Origin of the sequence: Xenorhabdus indica (genome assembly GCF_014467235.1) — a bacterium.
GTDB lineage: Bacteria > Pseudomonadota > Gammaproteobacteria > Enterobacterales > Enterobacteriaceae > Xenorhabdus > Xenorhabdus indica.
Window position 1 is genome coordinate 240506 of sequence record NZ_NKHP01000001.1, and the last position, 24548, is coordinate 265053.

Annotated in this window: 20 protein-coding genes and 1 tRNA gene; 8 read left to right on the forward strand and 13 right to left on the reverse strand. The window is 39.5% G+C overall.

Annotation, left to right across the window (positions count from 1 at the left end; genetic code table 11):
• Positions 1-142 precede the first annotated feature (142 nt).
• Positions 143-883 (reverse strand): TonB system transport protein TonB, encoded by a 741-nt coding sequence (gene tonB / locus Xind_RS00770; protein ID WP_338114324.1) that lies wholly within the window; start codon positions 881-883, stop codon positions 143-145.
• Positions 884-969: 86 nt separating this feature from the next.
• Positions 970-1146, reverse strand: coding sequence for a YciY family protein (locus Xind_RS00775; RefSeq protein ID WP_156115410.1), 177 nt, complete (start codon positions 1144-1146; stop codon positions 970-972).
• A 329-nt stretch (positions 1147-1475) separates the two neighbouring features.
• Here Xind_RS00775 and cls point away from each other — a divergent pair, with 329 nt between their 5' ends.
• The 3 genes from cls (at position 1476) to Xind_RS19865 (ending at position 4380) form a co-directional block, all read left to right on the forward strand.
• A complete protein-coding gene (cls, locus tag Xind_RS00780) occupies positions 1476-2936 on the forward strand; it encodes a cardiolipin synthase (RefSeq protein WP_187649269.1) in 1461 nt (486 codons plus the stop codon).
• Positions 2937-3094: 158 nt separating this feature from the next.
• Complete coding sequence (locus Xind_RS00785; protein WP_156115409.1) at positions 3095-3454, forward strand: HI1450 family dsDNA-mimic protein; 360 nt, start codon at positions 3095-3097, stop codon at positions 3452-3454.
• 308 nt (positions 3455-3762) lie between these two features.
• On the forward strand, positions 3763-4380 hold the full coding sequence (locus Xind_RS19865) for a tail fiber protein (RefSeq protein WP_222941684.1): 618 nt from the start codon (positions 3763-3765) through the stop codon (positions 4378-4380).
• A 166-nt stretch (positions 4381-4546) separates the two neighbouring features.
• Here the strand turns inward: Xind_RS19865 and oppF are convergent, their stop codons facing one another.
• The 6 genes from oppF to Xind_RS00820 all read right to left on the reverse strand — a co-directional run bounded on the left by oppF (position 4547) and on the right by Xind_RS00820 (position 11929).
• On the reverse strand, positions 4547-5563 hold the full coding sequence (gene oppF / locus Xind_RS00795) for a murein tripeptide/oligopeptide ABC transporter ATP binding protein OppF (RefSeq protein WP_047684716.1): 1017 nt from the start codon (positions 5561-5563) through the stop codon (positions 4547-4549).
• On the reverse strand, positions 5560-6567 hold the full coding sequence (oppD, locus tag Xind_RS00800) for an ABC transporter ATP-binding protein (protein WP_047684714.1): 1008 nt from the start codon (positions 6565-6567) through the stop codon (positions 5560-5562). Before oppD ends, oppF begins: the two co-directional genes overlap by 4 nt.
• A 9-nt stretch (positions 6568-6576) precedes the next feature.
• The gene (oppC, locus tag Xind_RS00805) at positions 6577-7485 is read right to left on the reverse strand and encodes an oligopeptide ABC transporter permease OppC (protein WP_047684711.1); all 909 of its coding nucleotides are present in this window, start codon (positions 7483-7485) and stop codon (positions 6577-6579) included.
• 14 nt (positions 7486-7499) lie between these two features.
• Positions 7500-8420 carry an oligopeptide ABC transporter permease OppB gene (gene oppB, locus Xind_RS00810; protein WP_187649270.1) on the reverse strand — a complete coding sequence of 307 codons (921 nt, stop codon included), beginning with the start codon at positions 8418-8420 and terminating at the stop codon, positions 7500-7502.
• Positions 8421-8520: 100 nt separating this feature from the next.
• The gene (oppA, locus tag Xind_RS00815; RefSeq protein WP_047684705.1) at positions 8521-10161 is read right to left on the reverse strand and encodes an oligopeptide ABC transporter substrate-binding protein OppA; all 1641 of its coding nucleotides are present in this window, start codon (positions 10159-10161) and stop codon (positions 8521-8523) included.
• Between the two features lie 136 nt (positions 10162-10297).
• Entirely contained in the window at positions 10298-11929 is a 1632-nt protein-coding gene (locus Xind_RS00820; protein WP_047684702.1) for an ABC transporter substrate-binding protein, read from the reverse strand.
• A gap of 910 nt (positions 11930-12839) precedes the next feature.
• Between Xind_RS00820 and adhE the strand changes: the two genes are divergently transcribed.
• Positions 12840-15476 carry a bifunctional acetaldehyde-CoA/alcohol dehydrogenase gene (gene adhE, locus Xind_RS00825; protein WP_047684699.1) on the forward strand — a complete coding sequence of 879 codons (2637 nt, stop codon included), beginning with the start codon at positions 12840-12842 and terminating at the stop codon, positions 15474-15476.
• A 117-nt stretch (positions 15477-15593) separates the two neighbouring features.
• On the opposite strand, the gene Xind_RS00830 is transcribed toward adhE, so the two are convergent.
• Positions 15594-16199, reverse strand: coding sequence for a thymidine kinase (locus Xind_RS00830; protein WP_187649271.1), 606 nt, complete (start codon positions 16197-16199; stop codon positions 15594-15596).
• 645 nt (positions 16200-16844) lie between these two features.
• Here Xind_RS00830 and hns point away from each other — a divergent pair.
• Positions 16845-17246 (forward strand): histone-like nucleoid-structuring protein H-NS, encoded by a 402-nt coding sequence (hns, locus tag Xind_RS00835; protein WP_047684693.1) that lies wholly within the window; start codon positions 16845-16847, stop codon positions 17244-17246.
• A 251-nt stretch (positions 17247-17497) separates the two neighbouring features.
• On the opposite strand, the gene Xind_RS00840 is transcribed toward hns, so the two are convergent.
• Genes Xind_RS00840 through galU form a run of 3 tightly spaced genes read right to left on the reverse strand, consistent with a single transcriptional unit; the run spans position 17498 to position 20802 of the window.
• Complete coding sequence (locus Xind_RS00840) at positions 17498-18508, reverse strand: NAD-dependent epimerase (RefSeq protein ID WP_047684690.1); 1011 nt, start codon at positions 18506-18508, stop codon at positions 17498-17500.
• Positions 18509-18516: 8 nt separating this feature from the next.
• Positions 18517-19860 carry a UDP-glucose dehydrogenase family protein gene (locus Xind_RS00845; protein WP_047684687.1) on the reverse strand — a complete coding sequence of 448 codons (1344 nt, stop codon included), beginning with the start codon at positions 19858-19860 and terminating at the stop codon, positions 18517-18519.
• A 24-nt stretch (positions 19861-19884) separates the two neighbouring features.
• Positions 19885-20802: a UTP--glucose-1-phosphate uridylyltransferase GalU gene (gene galU, locus Xind_RS00850; RefSeq protein WP_047684684.1), complete on the reverse strand. Its 918-nt coding sequence runs from the start codon at positions 20800-20802 to the stop codon at positions 19885-19887.
• Between the two features lie 454 nt (positions 20803-21256).
• On the opposite strand from galU, the gene Xind_RS00855 reads away from it, so the two are divergent.
• The 3 genes from Xind_RS00855 (at position 21257) to Xind_RS00865 (ending at position 22901) form a co-directional block, all read left to right on the forward strand.
• Entirely contained in the window at positions 21257-21718 is a 462-nt protein-coding gene (locus tag Xind_RS00855; protein WP_047684681.1) for a YchJ family protein, read from the forward strand.
• Between the two features lie 57 nt (positions 21719-21775).
• Positions 21776-22624: a formyltetrahydrofolate deformylase gene (gene purU / locus Xind_RS00860; protein ID WP_047684678.1), complete on the forward strand. Its 849-nt coding sequence runs from the start codon at positions 21776-21778 to the stop codon at positions 22622-22624.
• A 192-nt stretch (positions 22625-22816) separates the two neighbouring features.
• Positions 22817-22901 (forward strand) — tRNA-Tyr (locus tag Xind_RS00865).
• Positions 22902-23258: 357 nt separating this feature from the next.
• Here Xind_RS00865 and Xind_RS00870 read toward each other — a convergent pair.
• On the reverse strand, positions 23259-24122 hold the full coding sequence (locus Xind_RS00870) for a helix-turn-helix domain-containing protein (protein WP_038270174.1): 864 nt from the start codon (positions 24120-24122) through the stop codon (positions 23259-23261).
• Positions 24123-24548 lie beyond the last annotated feature (426 nt).

A 24548-nucleotide genomic window follows, 5' to 3' on the forward strand; every position in this document is an offset into this window, starting at 1 on the left:
TAAGATTACCATGAAAAAGTGTTTATCCCTCTTCCCTTGAATTCAGTAAAACAAAGTTAAATATAAAAATCCAGAATTTTATATGAGAGCAGGAGATGTTTTACATCTCCTGCTATTAATGTGGAATATTACGGATAAGAAATCATGATAGTGAAACGCCTGACAACCTAAATTCAATAGTCGTCACATATCCCGTTGCTGGTTTCTTTTCATACCGCCATTTTCTCATGGCTTTTTTCACCTCACGTTCGAAAACATTTTTAGGATTTGCAGAAATAATTTCGATGTTTTTAACCCGGCCATTTTCATCAATATCATATTTTACCCGCACAGAGCCTTCTGTACCCAACTGCTGCGCTCTGGATGGATAAACAGGATCCATCCTGCTCAACGCCTTCGGCCCATTTTGTGCTTTAGAGGCATCTCTGATAGCAGAATCAGTTGGTTTCTGGTCATTCAAGTTTTTTGCTAACAGAGGTTCCTGATCCGTAATCGGTTTCACAGGTTCTTCTGACGTTTTTTCTGTCTTTATCTCTTTTGGCTTAGACTCTTTTTTAACAATTTTCTTCTCTTCTGGTTTCTTTTCAGGCTTAGGTTTAGGTAGCGCTATTTTTGCAATAGGTTCCGGTTCAGGCTCTGGTGCCGGAGGTTCAGGCTCTGGTTCAGAAATAGCAGGCTCTTCAACAGAAGACTCTTCCGCCGCCAACTGGATCATGGCTACAGACATCGGAGGAGCTTCCGGCGGTTCTCCAGATTTAATGGAGCCCAAAAGCGCCACAGCAATGGAAATATGTAAACAAACAGAAAGTAGTACTGGCCAATGTATCCAACGCATAAGAAAATTCTTGATTAGCAGCATGATAGTCAATTTTAGGATAGCCATTAGTTTAAATGCAAATGACTATCATATTCAATAAAGATCCAAAAACATCTGCATCATGCCACATACACATATCATATTTGAAACAGCTACAGCTCTGCGTTTTGTATGAACAAAATTGACCTGCGATGTTTATAATTATCTATCTTACGCAATGTATAGATGCGTGAATTTCGGCGTGACTGAACTTCTAACCAACGACGGCGGCGGCGGATATTTTGACGAAGGAGACGCCATCTTCCTACTTCATTCCTGCTTTTTTTCATAAAATACCCTGATTGTTTAAACTTTCTCTCAGTATAAGTGAGTAACCGTATTATTCTTAAATGTCATAATCAAGAATGTCAACTAATCACAGGATTGTCTCAATATTCATATTGAATATGTTTCATCATAATTTAATAAAACAAATAAATAACATCTGATTGAGCCGAATCCAATCATATAATATATAAGACTGTATTTGATTGTATATTGACAATATTTTGGTTATTTTCTGCCAATTTGGCTGTATGCCCTTGATAGTTTTTCTAAATTTCCAGACACTTGCACTAACAACAGTATTAAAATACCTAAACAGGATTGATTGCCACCTATGACAACCATTTATTCTGTACTGAGCTGGCTGGCGTTTTTCTTATACTGGCTGATTATTGCTGGTATCACCATTCGAGTCCTGATGAAACGTCGGCCAGTGACATCAGCGATGACTTGGGTGCTTATCATTTACATTCTTCCTTTAGTCGGAGTTATTGCTTATCTGTCATTTGGCGAACTGCATCTGGGGAAACGCAGAGTTGAACAAGCAAAACAGATGCGCTCGTCTGTGGCTAATTGGCTCTCTGAGCTAAGGAAATCGAAGCATATTTTTGCCAATGAAAATAGTGAAGTGGCTGCGCCACTGTTCCGGTTATGTGAACGCCGCCAAAAGATAAGAGGAGTCAGAGGCAACCAAATGCAACTCATGACTTCTTATGAAGAGTCTCTGAAATCCATTATCAATGACATAGAAAACGCCGGTCAAAGTATCGAAATGGTGTTTTATATATGGCAGGCTGGCGGGTTGGTTGATCAGGTTACTGACGCTTTAATGCGTGCAGCTAAGCGTGGTGTCAAATGCCGTATAATGGTGGATTCAGCAGGAAGCTGGCAATTTTGCCGAAGCCCCTACTCTGACATGATGCGTAAAAGCGGCATTGAATTTGTAGAGTCACTAAAAGTGAATATTTTTCGTCTGTTTTTACGTCGCATGGATTTGCGGCAACATAGAAAAATTATTCTTATCGATAACTATATTTCATATACCGGAAGTATGAATATGGTCGATCCCCGGTTTTTCAAACAGGATGCAGGAGTTGGTCAATGGATCGATATCATGGTAAGAATGGAAGGCCCTGTCACCACAACATTGGGAATTATCTATGCTTTCGACTGGGAAATGGAAACGGGTCAACGCCATCTGCCACCGCCACCTGACAGTAATATCATGCCTTTTGAACAGGCATCCGGGCATACTGCTCAGGTCATTGCTTCCGGCCCCGGTTTTCCCGATGAGTTGATTCAGCAATCCCTAATGACGGCTATTTTTGCTGCCAGAGAGCAACTCATTCTTACTACCCCCTACTTTGTGCCCAGTGACGATTTAATGCACGCAATCTGTACTGCCGCCATGCGCGGAGTTGATGTCAGCATTATCGTGCCAAGCCAGAACAATTCATTCCTTGTGCGTTGGGCAAGCCGGGCATTTTTTACAGAATTACTGGAAGCAGGCGTGAAAATTTATCAATTCGAGGATGGGCTATTACATACCAAAAGCGTTTTAGTGGATGGGCAACTCAGCATGGTTGGCTCTGTCAATTTGGATATGCGTAGCTTGTGGCTGAACTTTGAAATCACAGTTATTATTGACGATGGGCTGTTTGGCAGTGACTTGATGCTTGTCCAGCAGGATTATATTACTCGTTCTACATTACTTGATAATGAGGAATGGCTAAAGCGCCCCGTCCGGTACCGCATTCTTGAACGTCTTTGTTATTTTTTTAGTCCACTTTTGTGAGTTGCAGCGCAAAAAGCGCTGCTGAATACGGATAAATGAGTATTTATCATAGCCCCATCAATACTGATGGGGCTATGATTTTAGGTTAACAGTATCCAATCACTGCTGTTCATGTTTTAATTTCTCTCAGTTATTTATTAAGTTCAGGCAATACCACTATGAAAAATCGACCAACACATCCACATTCTCTGCAATTAGACCTCAATAACCGAATAACCGAAGATGAAGCGCTGGAAAAAGCCTACGACCTATTTCTGGAACAAGCAGCCGCTAATCTCGATCCTGCGGATAGTTTACTGTTTAGTTTACAATTTGAAGAACGTGGTGGTGCAGAGTTATCAGAACCTTCAAAAGTATGGCTCGAACATGTGGATTTTGAATTAGATCCTGATTTCTTTTCGGAGGTGATTATTGGGCTGGCAGAATGTGACGACGCAGAAATTGATGATATATTTGCGCGTGTACTGATTTGCCGGGAAAAAGCGCATCCAAATTGGTGGATATTGTGGAAGAAGTAGGATTAGTAAGTAAAACGGCGAGGAAATCTCACTTTATCACGCTAAACTTTATCAGTTGTCAGATAAATTTTATTAATTCCCCGTTTATTATTCTATGTCATCTTACTATCAAAACATGCACCTCATTAAATCCATAAATTAACTAACAGACTGAATTTACTCAAGATGCATTCTCCAGTATTGATGAACCCATTTTATTGATGTTCACTGGCGGAGAAGTATCCCCCGCCTCATATTGTCAGGAAAATTTTCGTCCGACTTCCCGGCTTAATTAGCAATCAATATTGTTAATTCATGAGGAATAAAACATGAGAAATAAATATATCGAGTCTAATCCAGCAACCTTAACAGAGGATGATGTTGTCATTGTACCAACGCGGAAATATGTCAAAGATACAATCAAAGAAGCGATTGAAGAGCATGCCAAAAGCCGGGATCATCCCTATGCAACATTAGAAAACAGCGGTTTTATTATTCTAAGCAACGATGTCGATAGCGATAGTGAAATAACTGCGGCAACATCTAAAGCAGTGAAGGCCGCATTTGATCTGGCAAATACTGCCAATCAAAGCGCCAATAACGCAAATGATAGTGCTAACACTCGGTTGTCTAAGGACCAGAATGGGGCTGATATTCCTAATAAAGGAGAGTTTTTGAAAAATCTTGGTCTTAGCAATATTGATGGTTATGTTGGACGATTAATCAATGTGCAAAAATTCACAACCAGCGGTAACCACCATTATCATGCAACACCTGGCACTAAAAAAATACTCATTACTGTGATTGGCGCAGGAGGAGGTGGTGGTGCTGACAATGGACCCGAACACGTTTCGGGTGGTTCTGGAGGATTTGGTGTAGCGGGACAGGAGGGACAACCGGGAGGTCGAGGTGGTGATGGGATAGTGATTATCGAAGAGTATGCTTAATCAATAATGTGTGTAACTTTCCATCTGTCCTATCTCATATCTCTGTACACAGGCACCCAAGTTATCCCTTTTCATCCATAAAGAAGCCCTCACAATGAGGGCCTTGAATAAATATTAGTGACAGCATCATATAATCGATTCACTTATCACAATGCCTATTTTCTTGCTATAACGGATCAACCTTAAGACAAGAAACCGCATGTTTAAAGCTACCTTCCAGTAATGGGCGCGTTCTGGCACATTCTGCATCAGCCATCGGGCAACGGGTGCGGAATACACATCCAGATGGAGGGTTAATCGGTGACGGGAGTTCCCCTTCCAATAATTCAATCTGTTTGTTACGTTCTTTATCTGGATCAGGGATAGGTACTGCTGACATTAACGCGCGGGTATATGGATGCAGAGGATTGTGATAAACCTCGTCGTAAGTCCCCAGTTCCACTGCGTTCCCCAAATACATGACCAATACTCGATCTGAGATATGTTTTACTATTGAGAGATCATGAGCGATAAAGATCAAGGAAAGACCCATATCCCGTTGTATTTCCTGCAATAAGTTTACAACCTGCGCCTGGATGGAGACATCTAACGCGGAAACGGGTTCATCACAGATGATCAGTTTAGGCTCCAGAATCAGGGCACGGGCAATGCCGATACGCTGACACTGACCACCTGAAAATTCGTGGGGATAGCGGTTAATCAGGTTAGGCAATAAACCTACCTTCATCATCATCTTTTTAACCTTTTCTTTTACCTCCGCATCTTTCATTTTGGGGTAATAAGTTTTTAATGGTTCGGCGATAATGTCACCAATCGTCATACGTGGGTTAAGGGATGCCAGCGGATCCTGAAAAATCATCTGGATGTCATTACGAATATCCCGCCACTGCTTTTCATTGATATCAAAAAGGTTTTGGCCAAGCCAGGTAACCGAACCACCAGAAGCTTTGACTAAGCCAATAACCGCTCTGGCAAGGGTTGATTTACCGCAGCCTGATTCACCGACAACGCCTAATGTTTCTCCTTCGTACAGTCTCAAGGTAACGCCGTCTACAGCTTTCAATGTTTTCGCAGGTTGCCAAAACCACTGCTTGCCATCTTTGATATCAAAATAAACTTTTAGATCATCAACTTCCAGGAGGACTTTTTTTTCAGTGATTGTGTTTGTACCAACTGTATTCATACTAATTCCTCCTGACGTCTGAAGCAGGCACGTAAGCGCCCAAGGTCAAACTGTTCCAATGGTGGTTCTTCGCTCACACAATGTTCAGTAGCAAACTGACAACGTGGCTGGAATGGACAGCCTTTTGGCAAACGCAATAAGTTTGGAGGATTACCCTGAATTGTTGCCAGAGATTCTTCATCATCATCCAATCGTGGAACAGCGTTAAGCAATCCAATCGAATATGGATGTGTCGGACGATAGAATACATCACGCGCAGTACCATATTCCATGGTTCTGCCCGCATACATAACCAACACTTTGTCACAAATACCAGCAACGACGCCCAAGTCATGGGTGATTATAATGATGGCGGTGTTAAGTTCTTTTTTCAGTTCGTTAAGTAAAGTCATAATCTGCGCCTGCACAGTGACGTCTAGCGCAGTAGTAGGTTCATCCGCAATCAGTAACTTAGGCTGACACAATAACGCCATTGCTATCATGACGCGCTGACGCATTCCACCAGAAAATTCATGCGGGAACATTTTCATTCGCTTACGCGCTTCTGGCATTTTAACAGCATCCAACATTCGGATGGATTCTTCAATGGCTGCACTCTTGCTCATACTTTTATGCAGCATTAGTACTTCGGTCAGTTGATCACCGACCCGCATATAAGGATTGAGAGATGTCATAGGATCCTGGAAAATCATCGAGATTTCTTCCGCTCTCATTTTATTCAACTCTTTTTCTTGCAGGTTAAGAATTTCGCGACCGTTAAAAACCGCTGATCCACTGACAGCACCATTACTGGCCAGCAATCCCATTAAGGCAAATGCTGTCTGAGATTTACCTGAACCTGATTCACCCACAATGCCCAGAGTTTCTCCTGCCTGCAAATCAAAATTCAGTTTATTCACTGCGGTTACGTTGCCATCAGGCGTACTGAATACCACGTTTAAATCATTCACCGTTAATAGTGGTTCAGCGCTTTTAGCATGTTTTATCGTTCCTACGCTATTCATAGGCTCTCCTTAACGGTCTTTCGGGTCGAGGGCATCTCGCAGGCCGTCACCAATAAAGTTAAAACAAAACAGGGTCATTACCAGAAAGCCCGCAGGAAATAAGAGTAACCACGGAGCCACTTCCATTGAGTTAGCACCATCACTTAATAAGGCTCCCCAACTACTCAGGGGTTCTTGCGTTCCCAATCCAAGGAAACTCAGGAAAGATTCAAACAGGATCATACTTGGCACCAGCAATGAAGCATAAACGACCACCACACCCAGTACGTTTGGCACAATATGGCGTAAAACGATGTGACGGGTAGATACACCACAGACTAATGCAGCTTCAATGAATTCCTTACGCTTAAGGCTCAATGTCTGCCCCCTGACGATACGTGCCATGTCCAACCATGACACCATACCTATCGCAACAAAAATCAGCAGGATATTTTGCCCAAAGAAAGTCACTAACAGGATGACGAAGAACATAAATGGGAAGGAGTTGAGAATTTCCAGTAAACGCATCATGACCATATCGACTTTGCCACCAAGATAACCTGACATTGCGCCATATAATGTGCCGAATATCACAGCAATCAAAGCAGCCGCGATACCGACCATTAATGAAATGCGTCCGCCGATGGCGACACGGACTAACAGATCACGACCGGATGAATCTGTACCAAAATAGTGGTGCGATTCGAAATCAGGTGGCATGGTCATCATGTTCCAGTCAGTATCGTCGTAGGCATACTGAGATAACATGGGTGCCAGAATGACAAACAAAGTAATTAAGAATAGGATACATAAACTTGTTATTGCTGCTTTATTGTGCATAAAACGGCGGCGTGCATCCTGCCACAAACTGCGGCCTTCAATTTCCAGTTGCTCAGAGAAATTTTCCAGAGCTTCGCTATTTTTCTTATTTAGTAACATTGCGTGCTCCAGTTTTAGTAACGGATTTTCGGATCGATGACGGCATACAGCACATCAACGATAGCGTTGAACATAATGGTCAGCCCGCCTACCAAAATCGTCAGGCTCAACACTAATGAGTAATCACGGTTTAAAGCACCATTAACGAACAATTGCCCCAGACCGGGTAAACCGAAGATAGTTTCAATAACCATTGAGCCGGTAATAATGCCCACAAAAGCGGGTCCCATATAAGAAATCACTGGCAATAAGGCAGGTTTCAACGCATGGCGGAAAATAATCGTTCGTAATGGCAGCCCTTTGGCTCTTGCTGTTCGGATAAAGTTGGAATGCAGAACTTCAATCATAGAACCACGAGTAATACGGGAAATACTGGCGATATAAGAAAGAGATAACGCAACCATCGGCAAAAGCATATATTTAGGTGCTCCGCCATTCCAACCGCCTCCTGGCAGCCACTTTAATGTAATGGCAAATATCAGAACCAATAAAGGGGCCACTACGAAACTTGGGATAACAACCCCCGTCATAGCAAACCCCATTACCGTATAATCCCATTTAGTATTCTGATTCAGCGCAGCAATAACCCCCGCACTGACACCAAATATAACGGCCATAATAAAAGCAGCGGCACCTAACTTAGCAGAAACGGGCAACGCTTCTGCCACCAAATCATTTACGCTGTAGTCCTTATACTTGAATGAAGGGCCAAAATCCCCTTTGGAGAGTTGGATTAAGTAATTGAAATATTGTTTATAGATAGGATCATTCAAATGGTATTTTGCTTCGATATTCGCCATCACTTCAGGTGGAAGCTTTCTTTCCCCGGTAAATGGGCTACCGGGAGCAAGTCGCATCATGAAGAACGAAATTGTGATGAGAATGAAAAGTGTCGGGATCGCCTCTAAGCAGCGGCGTAAAATAAATTTAAACATTGCCCGTTCCTATTATCTGACCAAACCTTGTATCTGACCAAACCTTGGTCTTAATTATCTGATACACAGGCAGCTCATTACTTAAGCCACCTGCAGATTCCTAATGTTTTATGATGTACATGTCCTTAGTATGGAAGTTATCCAGCGGATCTTTGCCGGTATACCCACCTACATAGGGTTTTAATAAACGGGTATTTGTATAGTAAAAGAGAGGAACCACCGCAGAATCTTTATCCAATTGCGCATTAGCCTTAGCATAGATTTCGGCTCGCTCTTCATCTGTTTTAGCTTGCAATGATTGCTTCATTAAAGCATCAAATTCTTTGCTCTTATAATGAGAAGTATTGTTGCTACTATTGGATAACATCGGGTTCAAAAAGGTAGAGGCTTCGTTATAGTCAGCACACCATCCGGCTCTGGCGACGTCATAATTGCCCTGATGTCGGGAATCAAGGAAGGTTTTCCATTCCTGGTTTTCGAGAGAAACTTCAACACCAATATTCTTTTTCCAAACAGACGCGGCGGCAATGGCTAATTTTTTATGTAGATCGGAAGTGTTATACAATAATTTAATTTTCAGTGGGTTATCTTTGGTAAATCCAGCTTCTGCCAGTAGCTTCTTCGCTTCTTCGTTACGCTGCTGTTGATTTAGCTTAGTGTACCAATCTGGTTTTTCATCTTTAAAATCAGCGATATAAGGTGGAGTATAACCATAAGCGGGTATATCACCCTGATTTTTCACCTTATGAGTCATAAGATCGCGATCCATACCCAATTTTAGCGCGGTACGAACTCTAGGATCATTAAATGGCGGCTTCTCATTATTAATTTCGTAGTAGTAGGTGCACAATTTTGGGTTAGCACGTAATTGTTCAGGGATCTCTTTTTTCAGTTTTTGGAATAACTCAACGGGTAAGTTGTCATAACTCATCTCAATTTCGCCGGCACGATAACGATTGACATCAGTGACTTCAGAAGAGATAGGCAAGACGGTGACTTGATCAATTATTGTATTTTTATTATCCCAATACATTGGATTACGTTCTAAAACAAGACGCTCATTAATCACCCAACTTTTCACTTTATAAGCACCATTACCGACAAAATGCTGTGGCTGTGTCCATCTTTCACCGAATTTTTCAACAGTCGCACGATGCACTGGTGATGTTGATGTGTGAACCATTAATCGGACTAAATAAGGTACAGGTTCGCTGAGTGTTAACTGTAATGTATGGTCATCTAATGCTTTAATACCCAATGTTTCCGGCTTTTTCTTACCTTTGATGATATCATCAACATTCAGAAGATGAGCATATTGCATGTAACTTGCATAAGGGGATGCCGTGTTTGGATCAGTTGCTCGACGCCAACTGTAAACAAAATCTTGTGCCGTGAAAGGATCACCATTTGACCATTTCGCATTTTTACGCAGGTGGAATGTCCAGACTGTGAAATCCGGGTTATGTTCCCAGCTCTCAGCAACACCCGGAATAATTTTACCATCAGGCTCATTAATCACCAGTGTTTCAAATAAATCACGAGCAATATTTGATTCTGGTACACCTTCGATTTTATGGGGATCCAATGATTGTGGTTCAGTGCCATTATTGCGTACCAGAGTCTGTTTTTCTGCCAGTTGTACACCCGCAGGAACTTTTGCAGCAAATGCCTGTACCCCGATCATCATGCTTAATGCTACCGTAATGCCAGCAGCAATCTTCTTTTTTGTTATGTTTATCATCTTTTATTACTCCTATTGATTCATCAGGCTCTTATAAAAGCTACCTTAATTTCAGGGCTAATTATTTTCTCATTTCAAAAGGAACTGCTTTATTTACATTTACAGTAACAGAACTCCTGTAATAACAGTCAGTTATCTATTTTTTGATATATAAGTTCTTAAGATCAACGTAATCTAAAGGATCTTTTCCTGTTATTCCTCCGACCGTTGGGCGAATCAGGCGTGTAGAAACCCGGTAATAGACAGGAATCAAGCCCGAATCAGCATCAAGCTGAACCTCTGCTAACTGGTAAAATTCCTTGCGTATTTTTTCGTCTTTAGCTATCAGGGCCTGCTTAAGATAATTATCAAAGGCCTCATTCTGGTAAAACGCCGTATTATTACTGCTGTCCGACAATAGGTAATTTAAGAAAGATGAAGGCTCGTTATAATCGCCACACCATGTCGCTCTCGCCACATCATAATTTCCCTGGTGACGATTTTGCAGTGAGGTTTTCCATTCCTGATTTTGCAATGTGACTTTTGCACCAATGTTTTTCTGCCACATGGACGCCGCAGCAATAGCTTGTTGTTTGTTCTGCTCTGAGGTGTTATAGAGCAAGGTAAATTTGAGAGGATTACTGGCATCAAAGCCGGCTTCTTTTAATAACTCTTTTGCCCGTTGATTGCGTTGTTCTTGTGTCCAATTCGCCCAATCTGGATTAATCGTAAGACCGCTACCAATAAAAGTAGGTGTAAAACCGTATGCCGGAATTTGCCCCTGTCCCATAATCCTTTGAGTGATAATATCTCTGTCAAGACTCAGCTTAATGGCTTCACGTACTCGTTTATCTTTAAATAATGGCTTTTGGTTATTAATTTCGTAATAAAACGTACATAGATAAGGTGAAATTTGCACTTGCTCAGGAATATCCCGTTTCATTTTTTGATACAGTTCTGGTGGAATAGCATTGTTGGTAACATCTACTTCCCCACTGCGGTAACGGTTAACATCACTGATACCTGAGACGATAGGTAAGAAAGTGCCTTTTTCGATAATGGACTCTTTATCATTCCAATATTGTGAATTACGCGTTAAAACGATTCGTTCATTAATAACCCAATCCTTTAATGTGTAAGCTCCGTTACCGATAAAATTCTCTGGTAACGTCCACTTAATACCAAATTTTTCTACAATATCTTGCCGGATGGGTTTCAGTGGTGTATGGCTCAACATATTAATAAGGTAAGGAACAGGACGACTTAATGTCACTTGAAAACGGCGCTCATCAAGCGCTTTAACACCCAGTTGATCAGGCGATTTTTTTCCTTTTAAGATCTCATCTGCGTTCAATACATAGGTATATTGTAAGTAACTGGTATAAGGCGATCCTACTTTTGGATCAGAGAGACGACGCCAGCTATAAACAAAATCCTGTGCTATAACTGGCTTACCATCACTCCACTTGGCATTGTCACGTAGATAAAATGTCCACACCTGATAATCATCAGTTTCCCATTTTTCTGCGACTCCTGGCACAATTTCACCGTTTGGCCCGGTGCTTACTAATCCTTCAAGTAAGTTACGAATAATGTTGGTTTCCGGAACACCTTCAATTTTATGAGGATCCAGTGATGTAACCTCAACACCATTATTAATAGTAACTTCTTGCTTCTCTGCCAACACTACACCTGCGGGAACCTGCGCAGCAATTCCTTGTGTCATAGGAAACGATAATAAAACGATAGAGGAAATCAACTGACTCAACTTTGACGGTGTTTTTTTCATTATTCTTCTCCAGTGATAAACAGTGAATTACTCATTTTTTAATCTAGCAATCCCGATAATTCATTTTATTAAATAAGAGCAATTTATATGTTTGGCATTCAATCTAAACAAGGTTTGTTATGATATTTTTTATAATATGTTTATTAAGTCGTTAAAGTAATTATTTATTCTTACATGGAATACGTCTATTGAAATAACAATAACATACTGATAAAAATGATTTTTTATTTATCTTTATCTATCAGATCACTAAAGTATCCAACAAAAAAGAAAATAAACATTATTTTAACAAAATGCAATCATCACAGATTAAAAACCCATCTTCATCACAAAATGGTGAAACAAGACACCAATGATGGCCCGTTATAGCAAGCAATAGGGTGTAAAAAAAACAGTATTTTTCAGAGAGGAAAGGCAAATTATCAAATAAAATATAAAAAGTAAGTTCTTAATCAGATACGAAAATGCTTTTATCGCCTAGCTATACTCTTTATTGGTTGTCTATTAATTATTTTTCACTTATTTCTTCTAAAAAAATATTATCAAAATTTATTTAACAAAATATTCCATAAAAATTAAATAAATATTTAAAAATAACCCTAATAATTTTTTGATATCGAATAATAAAACCTATCTATTGAATGGTGTCAGCTTGCTGTTTTCATGATCTAAATCACTATTTAAAAGCCAGTCAATGATAAGCTGTACTCAAATAAAAACGCTCAGAAAAAATACAGACTTAACACTCATTTATATGAATTTATACAGTTTTTTTAAGGTGATTAGCGGTATTCATAACAGCGTTTTTACTGATAAAGCTCACAACATGAATTTGACTTTATAGAACAATAACCACAAACCGCACAGCTAATTTCCTAAAAAAATTTGACTTTTACCAGGAGTACTCTCTATGGCTGTAACTCAGGTTGCTGAACTGAATGAATTAGTTGTTCGTGTAAAAAAAGCGCAAAGAGAATTCGCCAGTTTTTCACAAGAGCAAGTTGACCACATATTCCGTGCTGCTGCTCTTGCTGCTGCTGATGCCCGCATTCCTTTGGCAAAATTAGCTGTATCTGAATCAGGAATGGGAATAATCGAAGACAAAGTGATCAAAAATCACTTCGCTTCTGAGTATATTTATAATGCCTATAAGGATGATAAAACGTGTGGGGTTTTATCCGAAGATGACACCTTTGGAACAATCACTATAGCTGAACCTATTGGGCTTATTTGTGGCATCATCCCGACAACTAATCCGACTTCAACTGCCATTTTCAAAGCACTTATCAGTCTGAAAACCCGTAATGGCATTATTTTTTCTCCACATCCACGGGCTAAAAAAGCCACGAACAAAGCAGCAGAAATTGTTCTACAGGCAGCTATCGCAGCAGGCGCACCAAAAGATATTATCGGCTGGATAGACGAACCTTCTGTTGAACTCTCAAATGCTTTGATGCACCACGCTGATATTAACCTTATTCTGGCGACGGGCGGTCCCGGAATGGTAAAAGCAGCCTATAGCTCAGGTAAACCCGCCATTGGTGTTGGCGCAGGCAATACACCTGTCGTGATCGATGAATCGGCAGATATCAAACGCGCTGTGGCCTCTATTTTGATGTCTAAAACGTTCGATAATGGCGTGATTTGTGCTTCTGAACAATCCGTTATTGTGGTTGATCATGTTTATAAACAGGTCCGTGAACGTTTCTTAAATCATGGTGGCTATATTCTGCAAGGAAAAGAACTGAAAGCTGTTCAAAATATTATCCTGAAAAATGGCAACCTGAACGCGGCTATTGTCGGTCAGCCAGCAACCAAAATTGCGGAAATGGCAGGGATCGCCGTTCCTGAAAATACCAGAATTCTTATCGGTGAAGTTACATTGCCAGATGAAAAAGAACCATTCGCTCATGAAAAATTATCACCACTGCTCGCCATGTATCGGAGTAAAAACTTTGAAGATGCTGTTGAAAAAGCAGAAAAACTCGTTGAAATGGGTGGTATTGGTCACACGTCTTCTCTCTATATTGATCAGGATAATCAAGCAGCCCGCATTCAATATTTCGGCAATAAAATGAAAACGGCGCGTATTTTGATTAATACTCCCGCATCTCAGGGGGGAATAGGCGACCTTTACAACTTTAAACTGTCCCCTTCTCTAACGCTAGGATGTGGCTCCTGGGGAGGAAATTCCATTTCAGAAAACGTCGGACCAAAACACTTGATTAATACAAAAACTGTCGCTAAAAGAGCCGAGAATATGCTGTGGCATAAAATTCCCAAATCAATCTACTTCCGGCGTGGTTCTCTGCCTGTCGCTCTGGAAGAGATTGCGACAGACGGAGTAAAACGCGCCTTCATTGTGACAGACTCCTTCTTATTTAATAACGGCTATGCTGATCGAGTTATCAAGGTATTGAAAGCGCATAATGTAGAAACTGAAGTATTTTTTGAAGTCGAAGCAGACCCTACCTTAAGTGTTGTCCGCAAGGGTGCTGAACGGATGCATCTGTTTAAACCTGACGTTATTATTGCGCTTGGTGGTGGCTCACCGATGGATGCAGCAAAGATCATGTGGGTTATGTATGAACACCCAGAAACTCACTTTGAAGAACTGGCATTACGTTTTATGGATATCCGTAAGCGCATTTATAAGTTCCCGAAAATGGGGAGTAAAGCAAAAATGGTCGCCATCACAACGAGTTCCGGGACAGGCTCAGAAGTCACACCTTTTGCGGTTGTGACTGATGACATAACAGGACAAAAATATCCATTAGCAGACTATGCGCTGACTCCCGATATAGCTATCGTTGATGCAAATCTTGTCATGGATATGCCAAAATCACTATGTGCTTTTGGTGGATTAGACGCCGTAACTCATGCGTTGGAAGCTTATGTTTCTGTTTTAGCCAATGAGTACTCGGATGGTCAGGCACTACAAGCCTTGAAGCTGCTCAAAGATTTTCTGCCAGCCAGCTATCAACAGGGAGCACAAAATCCGGTTGCTCGCGAACGAGTTCATAATGCAGCAACTATTGCAGGGATCGCTTTTGCCAATGCCTTTTTAGGCGTCTGCCACTCTATGGCTCATAAGCTTGGCTCCGAATTCCACATCCCACATGGGTTAGCGAATGCCCTGCTTATCTGTAATGTTATTCGCTATAATGCCAATAACAACCCAACCAAACAAACAGCGTTCAGCCAATATGATCGTCCTCAGGCAAGACGTCGTTATGCCGAAATTGCAGAACATCTGGGATTAAGTAGTGTTGGTGATCGCACGGCAATCAAAATTGAAAAACTCCTTACATGGTTAGAAGAATTAAAATCTCAGCTAAATATTCCAACTTCAATTCGTGAAGCCGGGGTTCAGGAAAGCGAGTTCTTGGCAAAAATAGATAAACTGGCAGAGGATGCCTTTGACGATCAATGTACCGGTGCCAATCCTCGTTATCCGTTAATTACTGAATTGAAGCAATTAATGTTGGATTCCTTTTATGGCCGTAAATTCATAGAGCCTGCCTTATCTAAGGAAGAAGAAAAATAATAAGAAATAATAATAAATGATAAACCAATGTGATTTAAAAGGCATCAGGTATAACCGATGCCTTTTTATTAATTCATTTGTTCTAACTTAATCATAATATTCATACAAAAAAAGGCATTATGTCTGCTCAACTTTTTTAGCCTTAGCATCACGAATGACATCAGAATAGTGCCTGCGACACACTGAGACATATTTTTCATTGCCTCCAATATCAACCTGCGCACCATCATAAACAACGTCGCCATCGCTGCCAAAACGCAGTACATGGCTGGCTTTTCTTCCACAATGACAAATCGTTTTCAGTTCAACTAATTTATCCGACCACGCGAGAAGATATTGGCTACCACTAAATAATTCTCCCTGAAAATCTGTTCTTAAACCATAACAAAGAACAGGGATATCATCGTAATCAACAATTTCACAAAGCTGTTTGACGTGTTCTTTTGTTAAAAATTGGCATTCATCAATCAAAACACAATGAATCTTTTCTACTTTGTTTTCACGTCTGATAAGTTCAGCGATATTAGTTACCGGTGAAAACAACAAGGCATCTGCGGATAAACCAATACGGGAACTCACCTTCCCTTTTTCAAATCGGGTGTCGATTTCTGCTGTAAAAATCAACGTCCTCATTCCTCTTTCGTTATAGTTATAAGAAGACTGTAATAAGGAAGTTGATTTTCCTGCATTCATAGCAGAATAATAAAAATAAAGCTGAGCCATTGGCCCGTCCATCCTCTTGTCAAATTTAACCAAGCAATATATCACCGCAAGTTTACCACAATCTCAACTTAAGGTTATCCTTTGTTATTGATCAAATGAAGCACAGGATAAAAAACCAGAACAAATATGAAATGAATAATTTCATGATAATCGTCACATTTGCGCATATAAAATCAGCACCACAAGTACTTATTGCATGACAAATGAACAAATTTAACATTGGAAAGAAATAGCTATTTTTTATTCCATTCTTTGCATATTAATAATCAAAGTGGTTTACTTTTGTGCAATTTACTCCGCTATAATCATAACCAATAGATTACCCATAAAAAAAATTTCATTACTCCTTTGAACATCAACTTATTTTGGGATGAACAGTTAACATCTCTTACGGATTGACTATAAATTAGTTTTATATGTTCGAGTTTATCACGCTCTGCTTTGAGTAAACTACGTTTAACCGTTATCGAGAAATGATAAATCCAATAGTAGAATTAAAACACAATATATCGATTATCAAAAAAATTGCATTTTAAAATGAGATGTTTTAGCCTGAGAAAGTAAATTCACTATTGCAGAAAATAAAATAGCATTCTATTATTATCCGTACATCAGCCATCATCATTATAATTTGAGACCAGGACAATGAGCGAAAATTTAAAATCCTTAAATAACATCCGCACCTTGCGCGCGCAAGCAAGAGAATGTGAACTTAGCACTTTAGAAGAAATGCTGGAAAAACTTACGATTGTTGTTGAAGAACGTCGTGAAGAAGAAAGCCAAGCTCGTGCTCAAATAGAAGAACGTACACGTAAGCTTCAAGAATACCGTGAAATGTTGGAAAAAGACGGTATTGAATTAAGCGATTTAGTAGACGCTTTAAGTGGTAAAGCTACTGGTAAATCTAAACGTGCTGCACGTCCAGCTAAATATTCATACATTGACAATGGTGAAACTAAAACCTGGACTGGACAAGGCCGTACTCCAGCAGTAATCAAAAAAGCAATTGAAGAAGAAGGCAAGTCACTGGAAGATTTTCTGATCTAATCAGTTATTTTGCAGACTAATAACAAAAATACCCTGTCAAGGGTATTTTTGTTTTATGGTTAATATATCTAACTAAGTTAATTACTGGCTGATGTACGAGCACCACGGGTTATATTAACGGTTTAAACTCCCTTATTATTTCCCAATGTGAAAAAAAACAATTTAACATCAACTTAGTTTTTTATTAACACAGAGTTAAAAAAGGAGCTGTTAGCTCCTTTTTTATTACTATTCTAATATTAAGTCTAATCTTAAGGCTGCTGGTAAAAATCCAAATACCAATCAACAAACTGTTTCACACCTTCTTTCACTGGAGTGTTGGGTGAAAAACCTATCTTCTCGTAGAGCGCTCTAGAATCAGCACAAGTGGACAATACATCACCATCCTGAATATCCATAAAATTTTTCTTTGCCTTTATACCTAATGACGATTCAATTGCTTCAATAAAATCACCCAATTTTGTCGGATGACCATTACCAATATTGTAAATACGATATGGTGCAGAGCTGGCAGATATCTGCCCTTTTTCAACTGACCAATCTTTATCAGAGGTAGGAATAACGGCTTGTAATCTGATTATAGACTCGACAATATCATCAATATATGTGAAATCCCTCACCATATTACCATGATTATAAACATCGATAGGCTTACCCTCCAACATAGCTTTAGTAAACTTAAATAAGGCCATATCAGGACGCCCCCACGGGCCATATACTGTAAAAAACCGTAAACCTGTGGTTGGTAATTGATAAAGATGTGAGTAGCTGTGAGACATTAATTCATCAGCTTTTTTGGTAGCAGCATATAAAGAAACAGGATGATCAACCGAATCATCAGTAGAGAATGGTTGTTTTTTATTTAATCCATATACTGAACTTGAAGACGCATATAATAAATGTTCAACGCGATTATGACGACATCCTTCAAGAATATTGATATGACCAACGATATTGGCATCAATATATGCCATTGGGTTCTGTATTGAATAACGAACACCCGGCTGGGCGCCCAAATGGATAACTCGTTGAAATTGGTGTTTAGAAAACAACGCCGAAATTGCAACTCTATCAGCCAGATCTAATTTTTCAAATTTAAAACCCGGATTAGGGAGTAATAAATTTAATCTTGCCTGCTTCAAATTAACATCATAATAATTATTGATGTTATCGATGCCGACAACTTCATACCCCATACTTAATAACCGCTGGCTAACATGAAAACCAATAAAACCAGCGGAACCTGTGACTAGAAATTTCATATCACAACTCAAATGACTGGATTAATAGAGGCACCACGACCAATGCCATAGTATGTAAATCCTCTGGATTGCAGACGTTCAGGATCATAAAGATTACGTCCATCAAAAATAACCGGAGTTTTGAGTGAATTTTTTATGACATCAAAATCAGGCGCTCTAAAGTTTTGCCATTCTGTACAAATAACCAAAGCATCAGCACCTTTTAATGCAGCTTCTTTTGTACCCATCAGGGCAAGATCATCCCGCTGTCCATAAATACGCTGAGCTTCCTGCATAGCTTCCGGATCATACGCTTGTATTTTGGCACCACCTTCCCATAATACTTCCATCAATACACGGCTTGATGCTTCTCGCATATCATCTGTATTAGGCTTAAATGATAATCCCCATATCGCAAATGTCTTGCCAGATAGATCATCACCAAAGTGACGTTTAACAAAAACAGGTAATTTTCTTTTTTGTTTTTCATTAACCTGCTCTACTGCCTGTAAAATCTTGGGCGTATATCCAATTTGTTCAGAAGTGCGAATCAATGCCTGCACATCTTTAGGGAAACATGAACCGCCATATCCACACCCCGGATAAATAAAGTGATACCCAATACGTGAATCAGAACCAATTCCTTGACGCACATGTTCAATATCTGCCCCCAACATTTCTGCCAGGTTAGCAATTTCATTCATAAAACTGATTTTGGTTGCTAACATGCAATTAGCGGCATATTTTGTTAACTCCGCACTGCGGATATCCATAACTATCATACGATCATGATTACGATTAAACGGTTCATATAGTTCTCTCATCACATCAATCACGCTATCGTTATCACAGCCAATGATAATGCGTTCAGGACGCATACAATCAGCAACTGCGGCCCCTTCTTTCAAAAACTCAGGGTTGGAAACAACGTCATATGGAATATTAGCTCCACGTTCAGCCAAAGCTACTTGCATGACAGCTTTGACTTTATCCGCAGTTCCCACAGGAACCGTTGATTTATCAACCACCACTTTATAGTTATCCATATTCTCTGCAATAGTCCGGGCTACAGCAGTGACATATTGCAAATCGGCAGAGCCATCTTCATCAGGAGGTGTTCCTACGGCGATAAACTGTAATTTGCCATGTGCGACGCCAGCTTTAGCATCCGTTGTAAAGCTCAGACGCCCTTCCGCATAGTTTTTTTTAACCAAGGATTCCAGTCCTGGTTCAAAAATAGGGATCTGGCCATTTTTCAGGTTTTCAACTTTTCTTGTATCAACATCAACACAAAGTACATCATGCCCGACTTCGGCAAACACGGTTGCCTGGACTAAGCCAACGTAGCCAATACCAAATACAGTAACTTTCATTTCACATCCTAAATTACTAATAGATTATTTTTCAATCTGATCTTGCAAAGTCACAATCCAGTCTTTGAATGATTCTCCCAACTGCTTATGCTTCATACTATATTCAACAAACGCCTGCATATAACCCAATTTATTCCCACAATCATGACTACGGCCTTTTAAGTGATACGCCTCAACTGGCTCTTTTTCCATCAACATGGCAATAGCATCGGTAAGCTGAATTTCGTCCCCTGCCCCTGGTGCTGTTTTTGCCAGTAATGGCCAGATTTTCTCAGATAATACATAGCGACCAACAATAGAAAGATTTGATGGGGCTTCTTCTGGTTTGGGTTTTTCAACAACACGAGCAATTGGTTTACTGTCACCTGGTTGCAGGTTTTCTCCAAAGCAATCAACAATTCCATAATCAGAGACATCCTCAACAGGAACCGGTTCAACCAGTATTTGACTTATTCCGCTATCGTTAAAACGTGATAACATCTCGCTCAAATTGTATTTCGATAAATCTGCACTGTACTCATCCAAAATGACATCCGGCAGAATAACAGCAAATGGTTCGTCCCCAATAAGTGGCTTAGCACATAGCACCGCATGTCCCAATCCTTTAGCGATCCCCTGACGGGTCTGCATGATCGTCACATGATTAGGACAAATCGACTGAATTTCGTCCAGGAGCTGACGCTTTACTCTTTTTTCAAGAATTGCCTCTAGCTCGAAGCTAGTATCAAAATGGTTTTCTATAGAGTTTTTGGATGAATGTGTAACCAGAATAATTTCATTAATGCCTGCTTTAATGCATTCATTGACAACGTATTGAATAAGTGGCTTATCAACCAGAGGCAACATTTCTTTAGGAATAGCTTTAGTGGCTGGTAACATCCTGGTTCCCAAACCAGCAACAGGGATTACGGCTTTTTTTACTTTTTTATTTATTACTGACATTACTAGTCTCCTGCGGCTATGCTATAGCTGAAAAACTCCTTTTGCAGCTATAACAATAGCACCAACTCTCTAAAAAATCGTATATGTGAAAAAAGTCACATACCTAAAAAAACATACCTAAAAAATAGTGCGCCAAAGTATACCAGCTAACACAGCCAGGTATACAGTGAATAAAAATTTAATTATGGTTTCCATACTACGGTATTTACATAACTGATATATACACTCTGAATACACCTTTATATCAAATAACTGTTAAATGAATTTTCTGAAGCATAAAGGGCATTGATAATAGAGTACTCTCACTAAACATTGCAGCTACAGTCTGTATTCAGGTATTATTGATGGTAATCTAATCAATCATAACTATTTATACGCTTATATATTTTACGCTTACATACCTTTACAGTATCAGCCATATTAACAACAACCTTTTTAATTAACCGGAGTTATTTTGACAAAAATATGTCACTGTGGCAGCGGCTCACCTTTCGCACATTGCTGCGGCCTTTATATTGATAATCACTACCCTGCTCCAGATGCCGAATCTCTGATGCGTTCCAGATATAGCGCTTATGTGACAAAGAATGTTGATTATCTGATTGCAACCTGGCATCCCGATTGTGCAGCAGAAACCTGGCGTTCAGAAATAGAACAAAGCTTTGTTGGTGTACAGTGGCTAGGGTTGAATGTCATCAACACAAATAGAGGGCAACATAATAATGAAGCCTACGTTGAATTTTCAGCTTGCTTTATTGAGCAGGAAAAGCAAGATAGGCAATTGATACATGAGCGTTCTCGTTTTTTGCGTATTGACCAACATTGGTTCTATATAGATGGTGTTCGCCCTGAAACAGGACGCAATGATCCTTGCCCATGTGGTTCGGGCAAAAAATATAAAAAATGCTGTAGTTAAATATTTTAAACACAACCATTCACACACAGTGAAAAACATTTGAGGATCACGTTATCCATGCAAAACGCAATTATACAAAAAAAAATCTTGCGTACAATTTGTCCTGATTCCAAAGGATTAATCGCGAAGATCACAAATATTTGTTACAAGCATCAACTGAATATTGTACAAAATAGTGAGTTTGTCGATCATCTCACTGGCCGCTTCTTCATGCGTACAGAGCTGGAAGGTATTTTTAATGATGAAATATTTCTGACCGATCTGGATGATGCTCTTCCGGTTGGCTCAAGTCGTGAATTGAATACAGCAGGTCGTCGTCGTATTATCATCATGGTAACAAAAGAAGCCCACTGTATCGGTGATATATTAGTAAAAAGTGCTTATGAAGGATTGGATGTGGAAATAGCTGCTGTTATTGGCAACTATACTACTCTGCAACCATTGGTCGAGCAGTTTGATATTCCTTTCCATCATATCAGCCATGAAGGTTTGAGCCGGGAACAGCACGATGAAGCGTTAATGGCGCAAATAGATCAATATAACCCCGACTATGTTGTACTCGCCAAGTACATGCGTGTCTTAACACCAGCATTCGTTCAGCATTACCCAAACCAAATTATTAATATTCACCACTCATTCTTACCAGCATTTATAGGAGCCCGCCCTTATCACCAGGCTTATGAACGTGGTGTCAAAATCATTGGAGCCACTGCACATTATGTCAATGATAACTTAGATGAAGGCCCTATTATCACTCAGGATGTGATTAACGTGGATCATAGTTATACTGCTGAAGAGATGATGCGGGCAGGACGAGATGTTGAGAAAAATGTGCTAAGTAAAGCATTACATTCAGTTTTTTCTCAACGTGTGTTTGTGTATGGTAACCGCACTATTATTCTGTGATAAGTTAAGGGTATTTTTGTTAGATAACAATGTGATTATTCTTGATAACAAAATACCCTAATGGAATGATATTCAGACACAAAGTTTAAAAAAACATCGTTCGATACTTAGTTTTCAAATAACTACTTTACAGCGGCGGTTGATTTGATATTATGCCGTCCGCTGGCAACGACAGCGTACAATTCAAAATCTGGTGGGGTTCCCGAGCGGCCAAAGGGAGCAGACTGTAAATCTGCCGTCACAGACTTCGAAGGTTCGAATCCTTCCCCCACCACCATCTAGTTATGTCATCTTACCCACTCTTGAATAAAAAAACATTTATGCTCACTGAGAGGAAGAATGAGAGTCTTCGAGCAAAATTTAGATTAAGAATCGAACACAGCGAAGTGATATTACGCACAGTACGTTAACCGGAAGGTGAAAAACGAGAAATGGTGCATCATCCTTCCCCCACCATATCTTAAGGTATATTCCATTATCTGCATTTACTGTTAAAGCTAACAGATATACTGCTTGGGGGAAGAACAATCTAATTTACTCAATGAGCAAATGGATATCGTAAAATTAACGTGTTCACCAAACACCAATAGCGGAGCTCTGGAGGATCTGCAATTTGCTCCGCTTATGCAATCGGTTACTCCATATCACTAACGGAGTCGATAAAACGATTTAACACGCTTGAATGGGATTTAGATTTATAAACGTAACACTGATTAACTGCATCAGCTCGTGATATTGGAATAAAGCCCAAGCTTTTTCCTTCCTCCAACGCACCAGAACGGGCATCTGTAATAAAAATATAATCTTTGGATTGAATGAAATTAAGACAGCACTCCATATTGTCCATTTGCCTTATATTAACTTTCTCTCCGTTTTTTATCATATCCTCTTCCAAATTCTTTATAAAATCGCTTTTATAGAGAACTGGATCACACAACCACGTTTTCTTTTTCAATAATTGAGTTAAATCACCATTGGCTTCATCAATTAACTCTTGACGGCAGCAAATACCTAAATTCTGCCCTTCAATTTTACGAACCAAACTGAATCTATCACTGAGTATTTTTTCCGAGCTTAAAATTATCGTATTGCCTTCATAGTCAACTATTTCATCAATGTTATCATAACTAAAGCGTAATATATTAACTTGAGCATTATTTCTGTCTGCTGCTTTATAAAGTGAAATCAGGTGCCTGTCTTTCCCCCAGTCGTAGTAGATATTGACGCTGTTACAAATAGTTCCGCTAAAGTGTTTCTTTGTAATTTCTTTTTCTTTCAAATAAAGTTCTTTTAAGTCATTATATAGTTCCACTCCGTCTTTAGTCAGTATCATCCCAAACTTCTCCCTTTTAAATAAGCGCTTTCCTAACGTCGCCTCAAAGTCTTTAATTGATTTAGCAACTGGGGGAGTCGTACGGTTCATCACTCTTGCCGCTTTGCTTAAAGAACCCATTTCCACCACCGCCATGAATGCTTCTAATTTACGAGAAAAAAACATAATTCACCGTTCCTATGTAACTTGTGGCTAAAATAATTTCCTTGAAATGGCCTTCTCATCAGGTAACCGCTAAATCAAACTTGATATTGTGAAGGTATAATTTTGTACAATAAAAATAGCTATTTTTCAAATGGCATTTATATGTAATGCCAGCCCCTGATGCAAAAATGCGGTTCAGATGAACTATATTATTCACCTGTATCATGATGAATATTCCATCGTGAATGTAAACCATTAATAAATATAAACATGGTCTACAAGTTCAATTTTCTATCAGAGATTGATTAACTCTTCTACTTTTTCATTAATTATTTTTTGTAATGCGTGACACAGAATAAATTTCAAGAATAAAAACACTTACCTAAAAACATAATACCAAGCGTTGAATATAACAAAGAATGATTAATTAAATAAGTATTTATACAT

Excerpts from the sequence above, each read along its gene's own strand:
- tonB (WP_338114324.1), bottom strand. The coding sequence starts at position 883 with ATGGCTATCCTAAAATTGACTATCATGCTGCTAATCAAGAATTTTCTT.
- Xind_RS00775 (WP_156115410.1), bottom strand. The coding sequence starts at position 1,146 with ATGAAAAAAAGCAGGAATGAAGTAGGAAGATGGCGTCTCCTTCGTCAA.
- cls (WP_187649269.1), top strand. The coding sequence starts at position 1,476 with ATGACAACCATTTATTCTGTACTGAGCTGGCTGGCGTTTTTCTTATAC.
- Xind_RS00785 (WP_156115409.1), top strand. The coding sequence starts at position 3,095 with ATGAAAAATCGACCAACACATCCACATTCTCTGCAATTAGACCTCAAT.
- Xind_RS19865 (WP_222941684.1), top strand. The coding sequence starts at position 3,763 with ATGAGAAATAAATATATCGAGTCTAATCCAGCAACCTTAACAGAGGAT.
- oppF (WP_047684716.1), bottom strand. The coding sequence starts at position 5,563 with ATGAATACAGTTGGTACAAACACAATCACTGAAAAAAAAGTCCTCCTG.
- oppD (WP_047684714.1), bottom strand. The coding sequence starts at position 6,567 with ATGAATAGCGTAGGAACGATAAAACATGCTAAAAGCGCTGAACCACTA.
- oppC (WP_047684711.1), bottom strand. The coding sequence starts at position 7,485 with ATGTTACTAAATAAGAAAAATAGCGAAGCTCTGGAAAATTTCTCTGAG.
- oppB (WP_187649270.1), bottom strand. The coding sequence starts at position 8,420 with ATGTTTAAATTTATTTTACGCCGCTGCTTAGAGGCGATCCCGACACTT.
- oppA (WP_047684705.1), bottom strand. The coding sequence starts at position 10,161 with ATGATAAACATAACAAAAAAGAAGATTGCTGCTGGCATTACGGTAGCA.
- Xind_RS00820 (WP_047684702.1), bottom strand. The coding sequence starts at position 11,929 with ATGAAAAAAACACCGTCAAAGTTGAGTCAGTTGATTTCCTCTATCGTT.
- adhE (WP_047684699.1), top strand. The coding sequence starts at position 12,840 with ATGGCTGTAACTCAGGTTGCTGAACTGAATGAATTAGTTGTTCGTGTA.
- Xind_RS00830 (WP_187649271.1), bottom strand. The coding sequence starts at position 16,199 with ATGGCTCAGCTTTATTTTTATTATTCTGCTATGAATGCAGGAAAATCA.
- hns (WP_047684693.1), top strand. The coding sequence starts at position 16,845 with ATGAGCGAAAATTTAAAATCCTTAAATAACATCCGCACCTTGCGCGCG.
- Xind_RS00840 (WP_047684690.1), bottom strand. The coding sequence starts at position 18,508 with ATGAAATTTCTAGTCACAGGTTCCGCTGGTTTTATTGGTTTTCATGTT.
- Xind_RS00845 (WP_047684687.1), bottom strand. The coding sequence starts at position 19,860 with ATGAAAGTTACTGTATTTGGTATTGGCTACGTTGGCTTAGTCCAGGCA.
- galU (WP_047684684.1), bottom strand. The coding sequence starts at position 20,802 with ATGTCAGTAATAAATAAAAAAGTAAAAAAAGCCGTAATCCCTGTTGCT.
- purU (WP_047684678.1), top strand. The coding sequence starts at position 21,776 with ATGCAAAACGCAATTATACAAAAAAAAATCTTGCGTACAATTTGTCCT.
- Xind_RS00870 (WP_038270174.1), bottom strand. The coding sequence starts at position 24,122 with ATGTTTTTTTCTCGTAAATTAGAAGCATTCATGGCGGTGGTGGAAATG.